Annotated in this window: 14 protein-coding genes; 7 read left to right on the forward strand and 7 right to left on the reverse strand. The window is 66.5% G+C overall.

Going from position 1 to position 16611, the window contains the following annotated elements:
- Position 1 precedes the first annotated feature (1 nt).
- A complete protein-coding gene (locus ACUCV0_RS21220) occupies positions 2 to 2083 on the forward strand; it encodes a 3-hydroxyacyl-CoA dehydrogenase NAD-binding domain-containing protein (protein WP_482213597.1) in 2082 nt (693 codons plus the stop codon).
- 149 nt (positions 2084 to 2232) lie between these two features.
- A complete protein-coding gene (locus tag ACUCV0_RS21225; RefSeq protein WP_313649166.1) occupies positions 2233 to 3558 on the forward strand; it encodes a M20/M25/M40 family metallo-hydrolase in 1326 nt (441 codons plus the stop codon).
- 47 nt (positions 3559 to 3605) lie between these two features.
- On the opposite strand, the gene ACUCV0_RS21230 is transcribed toward ACUCV0_RS21225, so the two are convergent.
- Positions 3606 to 4730 (reverse strand): MFS transporter, encoded by a 1125-nt coding sequence (locus ACUCV0_RS21230; RefSeq protein WP_482213598.1) that lies wholly within the window; start codon positions 4728 to 4730, stop codon positions 3606 to 3608.
- Between the two features lie 263 nt (positions 4731 to 4993).
- On the opposite strand from ACUCV0_RS21230, the gene ACUCV0_RS21235 reads away from it, so the two are divergent.
- Both ACUCV0_RS21235 and ACUCV0_RS21240 read left to right on the forward strand, forming a co-directional pair.
- Positions 4994 to 5422, forward strand: coding sequence for a DUF2231 domain-containing protein (locus ACUCV0_RS21235; protein ID WP_271655041.1), 429 nt, complete (start codon positions 4994 to 4996; stop codon positions 5420 to 5422).
- The gene (locus ACUCV0_RS21240; RefSeq protein WP_482213599.1) at positions 5419 to 6714 is read left to right on the forward strand and encodes a PQQ-dependent sugar dehydrogenase; all 1296 of its coding nucleotides are present in this window, start codon (positions 5419 to 5421) and stop codon (positions 6712 to 6714) included. Before ACUCV0_RS21235 ends, ACUCV0_RS21240 begins: the two co-directional genes overlap by 4 nt.
- A gap of 53 nt (positions 6715 to 6767) precedes the next feature.
- Here ACUCV0_RS21240 and ACUCV0_RS21245 read toward each other — a convergent pair whose 3' ends face one another.
- The 5 genes from ACUCV0_RS21245 to ACUCV0_RS21265 form a co-directional block, all read right to left on the reverse strand.
- Positions 6768 to 7076, reverse strand: coding sequence for a cytochrome o ubiquinol oxidase subunit IV (locus tag ACUCV0_RS21245; RefSeq protein ID WP_059315098.1), 309 nt, complete (start codon positions 7074 to 7076; stop codon positions 6768 to 6770).
- Positions 7073 to 7702, reverse strand: coding sequence for a cytochrome c oxidase subunit 3 (locus ACUCV0_RS21250; RefSeq protein WP_482213600.1), 630 nt, complete (start codon positions 7700 to 7702; stop codon positions 7073 to 7075). Before ACUCV0_RS21250 ends, ACUCV0_RS21245 begins: the two co-directional genes overlap by 4 nt.
- Positions 7699 to 9762, reverse strand: a complete 2064-nt coding sequence (locus ACUCV0_RS21255) for a cbb3-type cytochrome c oxidase subunit I (RefSeq protein WP_434774315.1) — start codon at positions 9760 to 9762, stop codon at positions 7699 to 7701. The genes ACUCV0_RS21250 and ACUCV0_RS21255 overlap by 4 nt, the downstream gene beginning before the upstream one ends.
- Positions 9755 to 10696 carry a cytochrome ubiquinol oxidase subunit II gene (locus ACUCV0_RS21260; protein ID WP_271655036.1) on the reverse strand — a complete coding sequence of 314 codons (942 nt, stop codon included), beginning with the start codon at positions 10694 to 10696 and terminating at the stop codon, positions 9755 to 9757. The genes ACUCV0_RS21255 and ACUCV0_RS21260 overlap by 8 nt, the downstream gene beginning before the upstream one ends.
- Before the next feature lie 120 nt (positions 10697 to 10816).
- The gene (locus tag ACUCV0_RS21265; protein WP_059315095.1) at positions 10817 to 11716 is read right to left on the reverse strand and encodes a LysR family transcriptional regulator; all 900 of its coding nucleotides are present in this window, start codon (positions 11714 to 11716) and stop codon (positions 10817 to 10819) included.
- Between the two features lie 146 nt (positions 11717 to 11862).
- Between ACUCV0_RS21265 and ACUCV0_RS21270 the strand changes: the two genes are divergently transcribed.
- The 3 genes from ACUCV0_RS21270 to ACUCV0_RS21280 all read left to right on the forward strand — a co-directional run bounded on the left by ACUCV0_RS21270 (position 11863) and on the right by ACUCV0_RS21280 (position 15741).
- On the forward strand, positions 11863 to 12942 hold the full coding sequence (locus ACUCV0_RS21270) for a 4-oxalomesaconate tautomerase (protein ID WP_482213601.1): 1080 nt from the start codon (positions 11863 to 11865) through the stop codon (positions 12940 to 12942).
- Positions 12943 to 12999: 57 nt separating this feature from the next.
- Positions 13000 to 14313 carry a C4-dicarboxylate transporter DctA gene (gene dctA, locus ACUCV0_RS21275; RefSeq protein WP_482213602.1) on the forward strand — a complete coding sequence of 438 codons (1314 nt, stop codon included), beginning with the start codon at positions 13000 to 13002 and terminating at the stop codon, positions 14311 to 14313.
- A gap of 114 nt (positions 14314 to 14427) precedes the next feature.
- Positions 14428 to 15741, forward strand: a complete 1314-nt coding sequence (locus ACUCV0_RS21280) for a CitMHS family transporter (protein WP_059315092.1) — start codon at positions 14428 to 14430, stop codon at positions 15739 to 15741.
- 17 nt (positions 15742 to 15758) lie between these two features.
- On the opposite strand, the gene ACUCV0_RS21285 is transcribed toward ACUCV0_RS21280, so the two are convergent.
- Positions 15759 to 16547 (reverse strand): substrate-binding domain-containing protein, encoded by a 789-nt coding sequence (locus ACUCV0_RS21285; protein ID WP_482213603.1) that lies wholly within the window; start codon positions 16545 to 16547, stop codon positions 15759 to 15761.
- Positions 16548 to 16611: the final 64 nt, after the last annotated feature.

Here is a 16611-nt window from a genome sequence, read left to right on the forward strand (position 1 = left end):
TATGACCACCGTAACCCTGCAACGGATCGACGCCCTGGGCGTCATCACCCTGGACCATCCACCGGTCAATGCCCTGTCCCGCGAGGTGCGTGCGGGGCTCCTGGCACGGCTGCAGGAGGGCCTGGCCGATGACGGGATCCAGACCCTGGTGATCACCTGCGCCGGACGGACCTTCGTCGCCGGCGCCGACATCCGCGAATTCGACCTGCCGCTGCAGGAGCCCCATCTGCCGGAGGTGCTGGCGGCCCTCGAAGCCTCGCCCAAGCCGGTGATCGCCGCGCTGCATGGCACGGTATTGGGCGGTGGGCTGGAGCTGGCATTGGCCTGTCATTACCGGGTCGCGGCGACCGCTACCACCTTCGCCTTGCCGGAAATCAGCCTGGGCCTGATCCCGGGCGCGGGCGGCACCCAGCGCCTGCCGCGCCTGGTTGGCGCACCCCTGGCGCTGGACATGATCGTGGGCGGCACGCGCCTGGATGCCAGCGCGGCGCTTGGCGCGGGGCTGATCGATGGTCTGGGCGAGGGTGAACCGCTGGCCCTGGCCCAGGGCTTTCTGAGTGATCATCCCTCCTTGTCGCCACGGCCGACGGCGGCGCAGACGGTATCTCCGTTCGACCCCGACGCCTTCGAGGTCCAGGCGCATACCTTGCTGCGCAAGCTGCCGGGCCAGGAGGCACCGGTGCTGGCGCTGGACGCCTTGCGCGGTGCCTGGCAGCTGCCGCTGTCCGCCGCCCTGCAGCGCGAGCGTGAGCTGTTCGTTGCCCGGCGCGAGTCCGCCCAGGCCCGAGCCCTGCGCCATGTGTTCTTCGCCGAGCGCGCCCTGGCGGGTCGTAACCGCGCCCTGGCCAAGGCGGCGCCTCCCGTAGCGTTGCGGCAAGTGGCGGTGATCGGCGCGGGGCTGATGGGCAGCGGTATCGCCCTCTGCCTGGCCAACGCCGGCTTGGCCACCGTCCTGATCGATACTCAGCCGCAGGCCTTGGAACGGGGCCGCGCCACTATCGACAGCTATTTCTCCGGGGCCCTGGCCAAGGGCCGCCTGACGGCGGATCAGGCCAACGCGCGCGCCGCCCTGATCCGCTGTGAAACGACCCTGGACGCGGTAGCCGACGCCGATCTGATCATCGAGGCGGTGTTCGAGGATCTGGCGGTCAAGCAGGAGGTCTTTCGTCAGCTCGATCGCCTGGCCAAGCCCGGCGCCATCCTGGCGACCAACACCTCCTATCTCGATATCGATGCCATCGCCGGGGTGACCGGCCGACGGGAGGCGGTGATCGGCATGCACTTCTTCAGCCCGGCCCAGGTGATGAAGCTCTTGGAGGTGGTTCGGACCCGCGCGGTCGCGCCTGCTGTCCTGGCCAGTGCCCTGCAGCTGGGCGAGCGTCTGGGCAAGACCACGGTGGCGGTGGGCAACTGCCATGGCTTCGTCGGCAATCGCCTGCTCGCGGTGCGTGAGCGCGAGGCGACCCTGCTGGTGGAAGAGGGCGCGGCCCCCGAACAGGTCGACCGGGTGCTGCGTGAATTCGGCTTTCCCATGGGGCCCTTCGAGCTGCGTGACCTGGCCGGGATCGACATCGCCTGGCGCAATCGCCAGGGGCGGGGTGAATCCCTCAGCCCTGCCGAGCGGGCCTGCGACCTGATCGAGCAGCTGCACGCCCTCGGTCGTCTTGGCCAGAAGTCCGGCGCCGGCTACTACCGCTATGAACCGGGTCAGCGCCGGGGCCAGGCGGATCCCCTGGTCGCAGAGCTGCTCGCCGCCCACCGTGAGCGCCGGGGCGTCACCCCACGCAGCTACAGTGATACGGAGATCCTCGAACGCTGCCTGTTCGTGATGATCAACGAGGCGGCCTGGCTGCTGGAGGAGGGCATCGTCGAGCAAGCAGTGGACATCGATCTGGTCTGGCTGCACGGCTACGGCTTTCCGCGCTATCGCGGCGGGCTGCTGTACCACGCCGACGAGTGTGGGCTGGAGCGGATCGTCACCACCCTGGAAGGCTGGTCCGCCGCCCTGGCCGAGCGCGGGACGCGGATCTCGCCACGGCTCAGGCAGCTAGCGGCCGAAGGCCGGACATTTCTGGACCTGTGAGTCGAAAGCAGCACCCTGAGCGACGCTACATATCCGATAGCGCCCCGTTCTTTGACCTTTCGTTCGCGCACCCCTAGGGTCAGGCAAGGGTGTATTCGTCAGACGATTGCGCCCGATCGGAATACCAATTCAGGCAATGGGAGTGTCAGATGTCTTTTGCTCGTTCGGCTTTGGCCAATCGCTTTTCCGCAATGATTATTACGGCGGCGACCGCCACCCTGTCGCTACCCCTGGCTGCGGCACCCACCGTCGAGGGCGCCCTGTCCTCGGTGCAGGGCGATGCCCGGGTCGCCAAGGCGCTGGACGCGCTGCGCGCCGATGATGGCCGTACCTTCACGGAACAGAAGCACATCGCCCAGATTCCCTCGCCGCCGTTCAAGGAAAAGGTGCGCGCCGAGTATTACCTCAAGCGTTTCCAGGAGCTGGGTCTCAAGGACGCCAGCATCGCCCCGGAAGGCTATGTGATCGCCACCCGCAAGGGCAGCGGCCAGGGCCCGCAGCTGGTGGTCTCGGCGCACCTGGATACGGTGTTCCCCGAGGGCACCGACCTGACCCTCAAGGAAAAGGACGGCAAGACCTACGGCCCCGGTATCGGCGATGACGCCCGGGGCCTGGCGGCGCTGCTGTCGGTGATCGACGCCCTGAACAAGAGCGGCATCGAGACGGTGGGTGATCTGGTATTCGTCGGCACCGTGGGCGAGGAGGAGCTCGGCAACCTGCGCGGGGTGAAGGCCCTGTTCAAGGATCGCCAGGGCATCGATGGCTTCATCTCGGTGGACGGCATCGACGTGCGGCGGATCGTCAATCGCGGCACCGGCAGCCACCGCTACGAGATGACCTTCAAGGGCCCGGGTGGCCACAGCTTCGCCGAATTCGGTCGACCCAGCGCCATCCACGCCATGGGTCGTGCCATCGCCAAGATCGCCGAGGTGCGGCCGCCCAAGGAGCCCAAGACCACCTTTACCGTGGGCACGGTGCAGGGCGGCACCTCGGTCAACGCCATCGCCGGCGAAGCGCGCCTGACCCTGGACATGAGATCCAACGAGGAGGCCGCGCTGCTGGCGGAAGAGAAGGAGATCCTGGCTCTGGTGCAGGACGCGGTGAAGGAGGAGAACAAGCGCTGGGACACCGATCAGATCTCGGTCGACATCAAGCTGATCGGTGATCGTCCAGCCGGTGGCACGGCGGAGGATTCGCCCATGGTACAGACGGCGCAGCGCTCCATCGCGGCGGTAACCAACGGCGCCAAGGTCACCTTGAGCGGTGGCAGCACCGACTCCAACACCGCCATGTCCCTGGGTGTGCCGGCCATGACCATCAGCGGCGGCGGGGAGGGCGGCAGTGCCCACTCGCTGGCGGAGTGGTACAAGCCGGTGGACGCCTACCAGGGCCCGCAGAACGTGCTGCTGACCAGCCTGACCCTGGTGGGCGTCAAGGGCGTCAGCGAGCCGGTGCTGCAGGCCCACGGCAAGTAGCGGCAGGCAGACCCTGGCGTCCGCAATGGACGCCAGGGTACGGATGGCTACTCGGCAGCCGGTTTCAATTTCAGGCACGCCAGGGAGCTGACCAGGATGGCCAGGCCGGACAACGGGTACAGCAGGGTCGAAGGCACCAGCGGGATGAGCACGCCCGCCAGCAGCGGCCCCACGCTTGCACCCACGTCGCGCCACATGGCGTTGGACGCCAGCGCTGGCAGCCGTGCCTGACCCGGATGGCGGGTGGCGACCAGGGTCACCACCAGGGGGATCTGCAGGGCGCGCAGGATGAGCACCCCGCCGGCGCCGAGGATCAGCCAGTGGAAGCCAAAGGCGGTCAGCGATAGCGCCGTCAACGTCGAGCAGGCCACCAGCATAGGCGCTGCGCCATAGCGATCCGCCGCCCGGCCGCCGAGCGGGCTGAGCAGCATGTCGGACACATAACGCAGCGCCATCAGCAGCCCGGCCACCAGCACCGCGTCGCCGCCCAGCACCGCCTGGGAAAAGGCCGACAGGCCAAAGATGAACAAGCCGTCCAGGGTCACCCCTTCGATGAAGGACCAGGTGACGATGCGATCCGGCCAGCGCAGGCGGCGCCCGGGTGCCGGCAACTGGTGCCCGGCGCTGGGCAGCCCCAGGGCCAACAGCAGGCCGATCAGGCAGAGGCCGCTGCAGAGCAGCAGCACCGCGCGCGGCCCGTATTGCAGGGTGAGCCAGGCGCCCGCGGAGAGGGCCAGCATGGGACCGATGGCGATCAGCGCCCGGGAGGTGCCGGTGCGCCGGGCAGCACCGGCCGGATCGGCGGTGGCCAGCACCTGGGTAGACAGGTTGAAGGTGGCGAAACTCAGGCCCCAGGCCAGGCGCAGCCCCACCAGTGCCCAGAAGCCCGAGAGATTGGCGTTACCCAGGGCACAGAGCGCGGCCACCGCGGCGGCCACCACCAGGCTGCGCCGATCGCCGAAACGGGCATAGAGCTGCACCACATAGCGATAGCCGACGATGCGGATCACCCGGTTGGCGGCCAGCAGGATGCCAGCTTCGATCAGGGTGATGCCGAAGACCGGGGCGTACATGGGCAGGACGAGGTAGAGCAGCACGTCGCTGGGCAGGCAGAAGGCGAGGGCGATGGCCGCGCGCCGGGAGGCCTGGTCGACGGACCGGGAAGAGGTCATGCGCGAGGGATTCCTGTAGACGAGGTGGCATCCAGCCCGATGGTCGGCGGCTGGACAGCGGATTGCAGGGACGGCTCGTCCGCGCAGGCGCCTGGTAGACGCCGCGGCTGCAACGAGCCTGTCATTATCTCTTCTTTTTCAAGAGGTGTCCGCCAAGCGATACGGCTGAACTAACCTCGCGCGCCAGCAATCCTTTTCAGTGCGTCCTTCCCGTCGTGGTGGCCATTCGGCCCACGGCGTCCTGTCATGAAAAGGAGTCGTCAGTGACCGTAGCTGCCCATCATTACCATCCCGTCCGGCCCGGCCCGCTGCATGCGCTGCTGTTGGGCGGCTCTGTGCCGCTGTTTATCGGCGGTCTGCTCAGCGATATCGCCTACTACCAGACCTATCACATCCAGTGGGCCAACTTCGCGGCCTGGCTGATCGCTGGCGCCCTGCTGCTGTCGGGGCTGGCGCTGCTGTTCGCGCTGGTCAATCTGATCCGCGCCGAACGCAAGGGTGGCCGGCCGGCGGTCTACTTCCTCCTGCTGTTGCTGGCCTGGGTGCTCGGGCTGGTCAATGCCTTCGAACACGCCAAGGATGCCTGGGCGGTGATGCCTAACGGGCTGATCCTCTCTGTGGTCGTCACGGTGCTGAGCCTGGCGGCTGCCTGGATCGGCCTGTCCAATCTGCGTTCGGAGGTGACCCGATGAGCACGCCAAGAGCCCTGAGCGCCCTCAGTCTGGCCATGTTGCTCGCCGCGTGCGGTGGCGAGGGTGGCGCCGATACCCAGGCCCGAGGTCCCGATCCCAAGCTGCCTGAACCCCAGCGCGGCCTCCTGCCGAGCATGAAGATCGCCGAGCCGGCGGCCTGGGGCGACCGCACGCCCGCCGTTCCCCAAGGCTACAAGATCACCGCCATCGCCACCGACCTGCGCATTCCCCGGCAGATGCTGGTGCTGCCCAACGGCGACATCCTGGTAGCCGAAGGCCGGGGCGGCAATGCGCCCAAGCTCAAGCCCAAGGATGTCATCGCCGGCTACATCAAGGCGAAGGGCAACACCCAGGTGAAGGGTGGCAATCGCCTGACCCTGCTGCGTGACGCCGACGGCGACGGCACCTACGAACTCAAGACGGTGTTCGCGGAGAATCTCAATGCCCCCTACGGCCTGGCCTTCGCCAACGGCCGCATCTATGTGGCCAACCAGGATGCCCTGGTGAGCTTTCCCTACCAGGACGGCCAGACCCAGGCCGGTGGCGCGCCGACCAAGGTGGTGGACCTGCCGGCGGCGATCAATCACCACTGGACCAAGTCGCTCGCCGCGAGTCCTGATGGCCGCTACCTCTATGTCGGCATCGGCTCCAACAGCAACGTCGGCGAGCGTGGCCTGGACGTCGAGGTGAATCGCGCGGAGATCTGGCAGATCGATGCCCAGAGTGGCGCCCACAAGGCCTATGCCACCGGCGTGCGCAATCCCACGGCGCTGGCCATGCAGCCCGGCAGCGGCCAGCTCTGGGCAGTGGCCAACGAGCGTGACGAACTCGGCCCGGACCTGGTGCCCGACTACCTGACCTCGATTCGTGAGGGCGGCTTCTATGGCTGGCCTTACAGCTACTGGGGCCAGAACGCCGATCCGCGGGTCAAGCCGCAGGATCCAGCCAAGGTGGCGGCGGCCATCAAGCCCGATTACAGCCTGGGCTCTCACGTTGCCGCCCTGGGCCTGAGCTTTTCCACCGCGGCGGTGGGCGGGCAGTTCACCGACGGCGTCTTCGTTGGCGAACACGGCAGCTGGAACCGCGACAAGCCGGTGGGTTACCGGGTGGTCTTCGTGCCCTTCAAGGATGGCCGTCCGGCCGGCGAGCCTGTCGATTTCGCCACCGGCTTCTATGGCGAAGACGGCAAGACCCGTGGCCGACCGGTCGGGGTGGCGGTGGATCAGCGAGGCGGCGTCATCATCGCCGACGACCTGGCCAACACCATCTGGCGCGTGACTCGCACCCAGTAAGGCCCTGCCGAGAGACGATCGCGTTGCCGCCCCTGGAGGGGCGGCAACTGCGCTCAACCCATGCGGTGATGTAGATCCCCCAGCACCACCAGGCTGCCCACCACCATCAGCACCAGGATCAGGCTGGTGAACAGCAGCAGATAGAGGTCGTGGCGGTGCGAACGGCCCAGGCTGATATGCAGGAAGCAACGCAGGTGCACCAGGATCTGCAGCAGGCCCAGGCCAAAGATGACGCCAAGGGTGGTTCCGCGCGGCAGGCTGGGAAACTGGATGAGGGCGATGGGGATTAGGCTCAACAGCACGGCCAGCGTCAGGCCAGTCACATAGCTCGCCAATTCGCGGCGATAGTCGTCACGCTTCATGGCAACAGCCCCTGCAGGTAGACCACCGACAGGATGGCGACCCAGACGATATCGAGAAAATGCCAGAACAGCCCCAGGCGCATCAGCCGGGTCTTCACGGGCGTATCCAGGCCGAACACCCTCAGTTGCACCAGCATCACCACCAGCCACAGGCAGCCACTGGCGACGTGCACCCCGTGCATGCCTACCAGAGCGAAGAAGGCCGAGAGAAAGGCGCTGCGCTGGGGCAGGGCGCCCTGGTCCGCCATGCCGAGGAAGTCATGCACTTCCAGGCCAAGAAAGACCAGGCCCAAGGCCAGGGTCGCCAGCAGCCAGGTCACCATGGGCCGCAGCCGACCCTCGTGGTACTTCATCGCCAGCGACGCCAGACCGTAGGCGAAGCTGCTGGCCAGCAGCACCAGGGTCTGGACGGTGACACTGCCTATCTCGAAGACGTCCCGGGCGACCGGTCCCCCGGCGCTGGCGTGCTGTAGCGTCGCGTAGATGGCGAACAGCAGCGCGAACACCAGGGCGTCGCTCATCAGGAAGATCCAGAAGCCGAACAGCGAGTATTCGGCCTCGGCGTGGGTGGCGTGATCGGTGGCGCCGACATTGAGACCGGCGTGATTCATGTCACGCGGACTCATGGCCCCATCTCCGCCAGGCCACGATTGCCCGGCCCGGTTTCCTCGTCGCGCGTGACGGGGCGGGTCGCGGCGACCTCATCCAGCCAGGCCTCATGCTCGCGCCGAACGTCCGCCGCCGAGATCAGTCGCTCGGTATCGCGCTGGAAGCTGCGGGCGATGACCGCCCCCCAGGCCACCAGCAGCCCCAGTACGGCCATCCAGCCGATGTGCCACACCAGGCCGAAGGCACAGGCGAAGCCCGCCGCGCCGACGATGGCCGGGACGGCACTGTTCTTGGGAAGCACCAGATCGGCATAGGTCCGCGGCCGGTCGTAGGCCAGGCCTTGTTCCTTGAGCCAGGTGAAGGGATCCCGGTCGTTGATCGGCAGCGGCACGGCGAAGTTGTACTCCGGCGGCGGCGCGGCAACCGCCCATTCCAGGGTGCGGCCGTTCCAGGGATCACCCGCCGGCACCCGCGCACTGTCGCGGCGACGAATGCTCACCACCAGCTGAATCACCAGGCTGCCCAGGGCGGCCAGCAGCACCACCGCGCCGAGTTCGGCGACCCACAGCAGCGGGGCGAAATCGGGGTTGTGGATGGCCTGGCTGCGCCGCGGCAGACCGGAGACGCCCAGCACATACAGGGGCATGAAGGCGAGGATGAAGCCCAGCCCGAAATTCAGCGCGGCGATGCGGCCCCAGCGTTCGTCGAGGCGGAAGCCGAAGGCCTTGGGAAACCAGAAGTGGTAGCCGGCCAGCATGCCGAACAGCATTCCCGGGATCAGCATGTTGTGGAAGTGGGCGACCAGGTAGACGGTGTTGTGCACCTGGTAGTCCACCGGCGGCGTCGCCAGGGTGATGCCGGTGAGGCCGCCGATCACGAACAGCATGATGAACATTACCGCGTAGATCAGCGGCGTGGTCAGGCGGATGCGACCGCGGAACATGGTCGCCATCCAGTCGTAGATCTTCACCCCGGTGGGAATGCCGATGAGCATGGTGGCGATGCCGAAGGCGGCGTTGATCTTGGGGCTCTGGCCCATGGTGAAGAAGTGGTGCAGCCACACGGTAAAGGAGAGCACGGCGATCACCAGGGTGGCCCAGACCAGCGAGTGATAGCCATAGAGACGCTTGGTGGAAAAGGTGGCGAAGACCTCGGAAAACACCCCGAAGGCTGGCAGGATGAGGATGTACACCTCCGGGTGGCCGAACAGCCAGAACAGGTTGATGTAGTTCATCAGGTTGCCGCCCTGGGTATTGGTGAAGAAGTGGAAGTCCAGGTAGCGGTCCAGGGCCAGCAGCAGGGTGGCCACGGTCAGCGGCGGCATGGCGAAGATCATCAGGATGCTGGTGCACAGCGCGGTCCAGCTGAACAGCGACATGTGGAACAGGCGCATGCCCGGCGCCCGCTCCTTGTAGAGGGTGACCGCGAAGTTGAGGCCGGTGAGGGTGCTGCCCAGGGAGCTCAGGGTCAGGGCCCAGATCCAGTAGTCCGGGCCGACGCCGGGCTGGTATTCGATGCCGGTATAGGGCGGATAGCCGCTCCAGCCACCAGTGGAGAAGCGCCCCAGCACCAGTGAGACCATCACCAGCGCCGCGCCGGCTACCGTCAACCAGAGGCTGATGGCATTGAGCAGCGGAAAGCGCACGTCGCGGGCGCCGATCTGCAGCGGCATGACGAAGTTGATCAGCCCGGTAAGAAAGGGCATGGCGACGAAGAACACCATGATGGTGCCGTGGGTGCTGAACAGCTGCCCGAAGTGTTCCGGCGGCAGATAGCCCGGCGCGTCGATGGCCAGGGCCTGCTGGGTGCGCATCATCACCCCTTCCACCACGCCACGGCTGAACATCACCAGGGCCAGCACCACATACATGATGCCGATGCGTTTGTGGTCCAGGCTGGTGAACCACTCCTGCCAGAGATAGCGCCATTTGCCGAGCCAGGTGATCACCCCGGCCGTGGCGAGGGCGCCGAGGATCACCACGCTGGCGCCGCAGGTGGCGACCAGGCTGTAGAAGGGCAGGGCGTCGTAGCCCAGGCGGCCGAACAGCAGGTGCCAGAGGGCCGAGGAGTCAGTCATGGGCGGCTCCGGTGAAGGTGTCGCAGGCGGGTACCGGATCCTGGCGATAGCGCGCCAGCACCCAGGCGAAGAGAGCGGGTTGGGTCAGGCGCAGCTCGGCGGCCTGCTCCAGGGTGCCGGGGCGGGCCAGCACCTGGTAATGAGCGCAGTCCAGCGCCTCGCGAGCCTGACCCACCCTTTGGGTCCAGGCTTGAAAGTCGGCCTCGCCCAACACCCGGATCGGGAAGTGCTGGTCCTGGAAGCCCTTACCGCTGTACTGAGCATTGCGTCCCTCGAACTGGCCGGGCGCGGGAATCTGCAGATAGCGCTGCGTCTGCATGCCGGCCATGGCATAGATCTGGCCGCCCAGGCGCGGCAACAGCAGCGACTGCATCACCGTATCGCTGGTGAGCTTGAGCTGTACCGGACGGCCCGCCGGCAGGACCAGTTCGTTGACACTGGCGATGCCCTGCTCGGGGTAGAGGAACAGCCACTTCCAGTCCAGGCCGATCACCTGGACCTCCAGCGGCGCCACGCTGGGCGTTGGCGAGCGATAGGGGTCCAGGCTATGGGTCCGGGTCCAGACCAGGAAGGCCAGGGCTACCACGATCAGCGCCGGCACGCCCCAGGCGAAGATGTCCAGCAGCCAGGAGAACTCCCAGCGCGGCCGGTAGGCAGCGCGATCGTTGCCGTGGCGATAGCGCCAGACGATGAGCGGGGTCAGCAGGATCACCGGCAACACCACCACCAGCGCCAGGCCGACGATCCACTGCAGCAGGTCCCGCTCGCCACTGGCGGCGAGCCCTGCGGGCACGAGGAAACCATGCTGGAGGGGCGAGCAGCCGGCCAGCAGGGTGGCCACGACCAGAGTGGCAGCCAACCGGAATGGCAGGGGCTGCCCACCCTTGAAGGTCGGCAGGCGCAGAGCGGGACGCGGTAATCGCGCGAGGGACATGAGCGGACTCGACCGTAACCAGTTATTGCAGCCAACAGACCATCCGATCAGGGGCGGCGTTCACTAGATACTGGCGCTTGGCCGCATCAGCTCGGGACGCGATGGCATCCAGGACCCGCGCTAGGGCTGTTCGGTCTTCCACTGGCCAAGCAGGATGGCAACGAATTTTTCCGCGGCGGGGGACAGGGAGGCGCCGCGCCGGGACACCAGGCCCAGGGTCCGGGTTACCTCCGGATCGGTAAGGGGCACACTGACCAGCGTCGGATGGTCGGCGGCTGGCATGGCCAGGCTGGGCATGGCGGAAACGCCCAGCCCGGCTTCCACCATGCCCAGGGAGGTGGACAGGTGCTGTACCTCATAGAACCACTTGGGACGGATGCCACGGGCGGAGAGGGCATGGTCGAGTAGCACCCGGTTGCCGCTCAGGCGACCTACGCCGATCAGCCGGTGCTCGACCAGTTCGCCCCAGCTGATCGACGGGCGCCCGGCCAGTTCGTGGTCGCGCCGGCAAGCCAGCACGAACTGCTCCTGCACCAGAGGCACGAACTCGATGTCCGGGTGCTGGCCGCTGAGCATGTTGATGCCGAAGTCCGCCTCGCCACGCAGCACGGCTTCCAGACCATCATTGGCACTGAGGTCCAGCAGGCGGATGCGGATCTTGGGGTATTGCGCGTTGTACTGGCGGATCACCGAGGGCAGGAAGTAGAAGGCCGCGGTGGGGATGCAGGCCAGGGTGACCTGGCCGGTCTGGCGTTCGGCCAGTTCGCGGATGCTGAGGATGGAATCCTCGAAGTCATCCAGCAGCCGGCGTGCCTTGGGCAGGAAATCCCGTCCGACACTGGTGAGTCCGACGCGACGAGTGGTGCGTTCGAGCAGGGGCGTGCCCAGGCCGTCTTCCAGCTTCTTGATGCGCCGACTCAGGGCTGGCTGCGACAGGTGCAGGGCATCGGCCGCTTCATGGAAGCTGCCTAGTTCGGCGATCTTCACGAAAGATCGAATGTCTTGCAGCTCGTAGTCCATGAATTACCTGTCTCTCGAATCCAGCTTTATTGATTATCCAAGTGGAATAATAGCGACGATATTTGCATTGGATAGATTTATCTACGGCTGCCAATCTTGCCCTTAGAACATCAATAAACGCTATTGATCAACAAGAGACAGCAGTCATGCAACGTATTCCCTGCGTTCTCATGCGCGGTGGCACCTCCAAGGGGCCCTTCTTCCACGCCAGCGACCTGCCCAGCGATCCCGCGCTACGCGACGAGATGCTGATCGACCTCATGGGCGCCGGCCACGAGCTGGAAATCGACGGCATCGGGGGTGGCAGTCCCCAGACCAGCAAGGTCGCCATCATCAGCCCGTCCAGCCATGCCGATGCCGACGTGGATTACCTCTTCGTTCAGGTGATGGTCGCCGACCGCCGTGTCGATACCGCGCCTAACTGCGGCAACATGCTATGCGCCGTGGGTCCTTTCGCCGTGGAGCAGGGCCTGGTCGCCGCCAGAGACGGCAAGACCCTGGTACGTATCCGCAACCTCAACACCGACAGCTTCGTCGACGCCCTAGTGCACACGCCCGGCGGCGTGGTGCGCTACGAAGGCGATACCGCCATCGACGGCGTGCCCGGCACCGCGGCACCGGTCCAACTGACCTTTCTCGACGCCGTGGGCAGCAAGACCGGCAAGCTGTTTCCCACGGGCCAGGCCACCGATGTCTTCGACGGCGTGCCGGTGACCTGCATCGATATGGCCATGCCGATGATGATCGTCGACGCCCGCCACCTGGGTGTGACCGGCAGCGAGCGCCCGGCCGAGCTGGACGCCGACACCGGGCTGCTGGCGCGGCTGGAAGCCCTGCGGCTGCAGGCCGGCCGGGCCATGGGCCTGGGCGATGTCAGCGGCAAGGTGATCCCCAAGCCGGTGCTGATTTCCCTGCCTCAGCACGGCGGCACCCTGCAGGTCCGCTACTTCATGCCGCACAGCTGCCACCGGGCGCTGGCCATCACCGGCTCCATCGGCCTGGCCACCGCCTGCGTCACCCCGGAAACGGTGGTGATGGCGCTGCTCGGAGCCGGCGCCGAAACCCTCACCGACGTTCGCCTGGAGCATCCCAGCGGCGGTATCGACGTGGTGCTGTCGCGCGGCGGCGCCGACGGCACTACCATCCAGGCCTCGGTCGTCCGGACCGCGCGCCGCCTGTTCGCCGGCCATGTCTACGCGCCCGTTGCGCGGAGGCTCGCCGGCTAACGCGATATCCCCCAACCACCAGCGCATCCGCACAACTTCAATAAACGGTGATGCCCCATGAAACTTGCCAAATCGCTGTACTTCCAGATCCTTTGCGCCGTGGTCCTCGGGGTGCTGGTCGGTCACTTCTGGGCGCAACAGGCCGTCGCGCTCAAGCCCCTGGGTGACGCCTTCATCAAGCTGATCAAGATGATGATCGCCCCGGTGGTGTTCTGCACCATCGTCACCGGCATCGCCGGCATGACCGACAAGAGCACCCTGGGTCGGCTGATGGGCAAGACGCTGCTGCTGTTCCTGGTGCTCACCGTCATCAGCCTGTTCATCGGCCTCGGCGCGGTCTATCTGTTCCAGCCCGGCGTAGGCATGAACATCGATCCCGCGACCCTGAGCACCGCCAGCATCGCCCAGTACACGGCGTCGGCGGCCAAGCTCAGCGTGGTGGACTTCTTCATGCACATCATCCCGGACACCTTCATGGGGGCGTTCAACAAGGGTGAGGTACTGCCTGTGCTGTTCATCGCCGTGCTCTGCGGTTTCGCCCTGTCGTCCATGGGTGAGCGCGGTCGGCCGGTGCTGAACGTGCTGGAGTCGGCCTCCCAGATGGTCTTCCGGATCTTCGGCTACCTGATGCGCTTCGCCCCGATCGGCGCCTTCGGCGCCCTGGCCTTTACCGTCGGCCAGTATGGCATCACCTCGCTGGGCTCCCTGGCCAAGCTGATCGCCACCCTCTATATCGCCTGCGCCTTCTTCGTCTTCGTGGTGCTGGGCGCCCTGTGCCGCTCGCGGGGCTTCAGCCTGTGGAAACTCCTGCGTTACTTCCGGGAGGAATTCCTGGTGGTGCTGGGCACCTCGTCCACCGAGCCGGTGCTGCCGCGCATGCTGCAGAAGCTCGAAGGTCTGGGCTGCAAGAAGGGCGTGGTCGGTCTGGTGCTGCCCACTGGCTATTCCTTCAACCTGGACGGCACCGCCATCTACCTGTCGCTGGCCGCCGTCTTCATCGCCCAGGCCTGCAACATCGACCTGACCATCGGCCAGACCCTGACCATGCTGGCGATCATGCTGCTGTCCTCCAAGGGCGCAGCCGGCGTGACCGGCAGCGGCTTCGTCGCCCTGGCTTCGACCCTCACCGTGATCCACGACATCCCCCTGGCGGGACTCGCGCTGCTCATCGGGATCGACAGATTCATGTCCGAAGCCCGCGCGCTGACCAGCCTGGCGAGTAACGCCGTGGCCACCGTGGTGATCTCGCTGTCCGAAGGTGCCTGCGACCGGGAGCGGCTGTTACGCGCCCTGGCCAGCGGCAAGGCCGAACCCCAGGCAATGCCCGACGCCGTCGAGTGGACCGTACCGGACGTCCGTCCCCACGCCTGATCGCGCCAACGCCTCTCCTGCTGTAGCCCCACCTCCGCGTCGTCAGCTGGCCGGAGGAGGGGATCGGCTGGCCTGCGTTTGGCCAGGCACACAACAAGAACAAGGGATATGCCTATGCTCGCGCTTCTCGGTCTGATCATGGTCGTGACCTTCACCTACCTGATCATGAGCAAACGTTTGTCGCCCATCGTGGCGCTCACCGTGGTGCCCATCGTTTTCGCCCTCATCGGTGGCTTCGCCCCCACCACCGGCAAGATGATGCTCGACGGCCTCAAGATGGTGGCGCCCTCGGCGGCGCTGCTGCTGTTCGCCATCCTCTTCTTCGGGCTGATGATCGACGCGGGCCTGTTCGATCCCCTGATCCGCAAGATCCTCAAGCGCGTCAACGGTGATCCGGTGAAGATCGCCATCGGCACCGCGCTGCTCTCGCTGCTGGTCGCCCTGGACGGCGACGGCACCACCACCTACATGATCACCTGCGCCGCCATGTTGCCGCTGTACAAGCGGATCGGCATGAATCCCATGGTGCTGGCGACGGTGTCCATGCTCTCCCTGAGCATCATGAGCGGCATGAGTCCCTGGGGTGGCCCGGCCACCCGCGCCATCGCCGCGCTGGGCCTGGACGCCACCGCCTACTTCATCCCCCTGCTGCCCACGGTGATTGGCGGCGCGGCCTGGGTCGTGTTCACTGCCTTCCTGCTCGGTCGTCGCGAGCGCGCCCGCATCGGCAATGTCAGCCTGGAAAGTGGTGGGGCGGCCGGTGGCAGGTGCTATATCGAGGAGATCCTCGGCGACTCGCCGAACAAGCGCCCCCGCCTGGCCTACGTCAACCTGGTGCTGGTGATCCTGGTGATGACCGCCCTGGTCATGGGCGTGATGCATGCCGCCATTCTCTTCATGATCGGCTTCGTGCTGGCGCTGATGATCAACTACCCGCAGCTGGAGCTGCAGAAGGAGCGCATCCTGGCGCACTCCGGCAATGCCATGACCGTGGTGCTGCTGGTGTTCGCCGCAGGCATCTTCGCCGGCATCTTTTCCGGCACCAAGATGGTCGACGCCCTGGCCCAGACCCTGGTCGACTGGATCCCGCCGGCCTGGGGCCACTGGTTCCCGCTGGTGGTGGCCATCACCAGCATGCCGCTGACCTTCGTGCTGTCCAACGATGCCTACTACTTCGGGGTAGTGCCCATCCTGGCCAATGCCGCCGCGGCCTACGGCATCGACCCGGTGGAGATCGCCCGCGCCTCGGTGCTGGGCCAGCCGGTGCACCTGATGAGTCCGCTGGTGGCCTCCACCCTGTTGCTGGTGGGCATGGTCGACCGCGACATCGGTGACTTCCAGAAGGCCACCGTCAAATGGGCGGTGCTGACCTCCCTGGTCATCACCGCCCTCGCGCTGCTCACAGGCGCCATTTCGTTCTTCGTCTGACGCCGGCGGCCTGGCGATTACGGCTGGGCGGGAACCGGCTTGAGGCCGCTGTCCTCGATGGCCTTGGCGGCGTCTTTCGAGGCCAGGTACTGGAGCAGGGCGCGAGCGGCCTCGGGGTGCTGACTCTTGCTGACCATGGCGCCGGAGTAGAGGGTCATCTTCTGCGCCTGGTCGGGGATCAGGCCGACGATGTCGATGCCTGGCACAGCCTTCAGCTCGCTCAGCTGCTGGAAGCCCAGCTGCGCTTCGCCACGGGCTACCACGGCGCCCACGGGTTCGGCGGGAATCATGCGCGCCTTGGCCATGAAGCTCTTGTCCAGCTGCATGCGCGGGAAGAGGATGCGCGACAGGTAGACGCCGCTGGCGCTGTCGGAATAGGCCACCGACTGGGCCTTTTCCAGGGTCTGCTTGAAGGCGTCCATGTTCGAGATGTCCGGCTTGGGTGCGCCCTGGCGCACTGCCACGGCGATAAAGGACTGGCCCAGGTCGACACGGCTGTCCTTGGCCACCTGGCCACTGGCGACCAGCTTGTCCAGCGCCGAACCCACCATGAGCACCACGTCAGCCGGCTCATTGCGTGCCAGGCGATTGGGAATGGCCTGGGGCGTATCGCCCATGGATGGCGCGGCGGCGATGTCCAGCTTGACCCCAGTGGCCTTTTCATAGGTCGGGGCGACCTCGCGGATGGTGCCCATGATGCCGCCCGAGCTCAGCACCGTGAGGGTGGTGACGGGTTGCGCGGCCAGCAGCGGGGTGGAAGCCAGCAGCAGGGCGCCGAGGGCAAGGGTGGGCAAACGTGGAAACATGAGGATGACTCCGATAGGAAAGAACGGACGATAGACCGCGGGCGTGCGCGGAGCGCGTTAGTCC

It is taken from the genome of Pseudomonas sp. VMV1 (assembly GCF_056790235.1).

Bases quoted from the DNA above. Each gene is read 5' to 3' on its own strand.
- ACUCV0_RS21220 (WP_482213597.1), top strand. From the start codon at position 2: ATGACCACCGTAACCCTGCAACGGATCGACGCCCTGGGCGTCATCACC.
- ACUCV0_RS21225 (WP_313649166.1), top strand. From the start codon at position 2,233: ATGTCTTTTGCTCGTTCGGCTTTGGCCAATCGCTTTTCCGCAATGATT.
- ACUCV0_RS21230 (WP_482213598.1), bottom strand. From the start codon at position 4,730: ATGACCTCTTCCCGGTCCGTCGACCAGGCCTCCCGGCGCGCGGCCATC.
- ACUCV0_RS21240 (WP_482213599.1), top strand. From the start codon at position 5,419: ATGAGCACGCCAAGAGCCCTGAGCGCCCTCAGTCTGGCCATGTTGCTC.
- ACUCV0_RS21245 (WP_059315098.1), bottom strand. From the start codon at position 7,076: ATGAAGCGTGACGACTATCGCCGCGAATTGGCGAGCTATGTGACTGGC.
- ACUCV0_RS21250 (WP_482213600.1), bottom strand. From the start codon at position 7,702: ATGAGTCCGCGTGACATGAATCACGCCGGTCTCAATGTCGGCGCCACC.
- ACUCV0_RS21255 (WP_434774315.1), bottom strand. From the start codon at position 9,762: ATGACTGACTCCTCGGCCCTCTGGCACCTGCTGTTCGGCCGCCTGGGC.
- ACUCV0_RS21260 (WP_271655036.1), bottom strand. From the start codon at position 10,696: ATGTCCCTCGCGCGATTACCGCGTCCCGCTCTGCGCCTGCCGACCTTC.
- ACUCV0_RS21265 (WP_059315095.1), bottom strand. From the start codon at position 11,716: ATGGACTACGAGCTGCAAGACATTCGATCTTTCGTGAAGATCGCCGAA.
- ACUCV0_RS21270 (WP_482213601.1), top strand. From the start codon at position 11,863: ATGCAACGTATTCCCTGCGTTCTCATGCGCGGTGGCACCTCCAAGGGG.
- dctA (WP_482213602.1), top strand. From the start codon at position 13,000: ATGAAACTTGCCAAATCGCTGTACTTCCAGATCCTTTGCGCCGTGGTC.
- ACUCV0_RS21280 (WP_059315092.1), top strand. From the start codon at position 14,428: ATGCTCGCGCTTCTCGGTCTGATCATGGTCGTGACCTTCACCTACCTG.
- ACUCV0_RS21285 (WP_482213603.1), bottom strand. From the start codon at position 16,547: ATGTTTCCACGTTTGCCCACCCTTGCCCTCGGCGCCCTGCTGCTGGCT.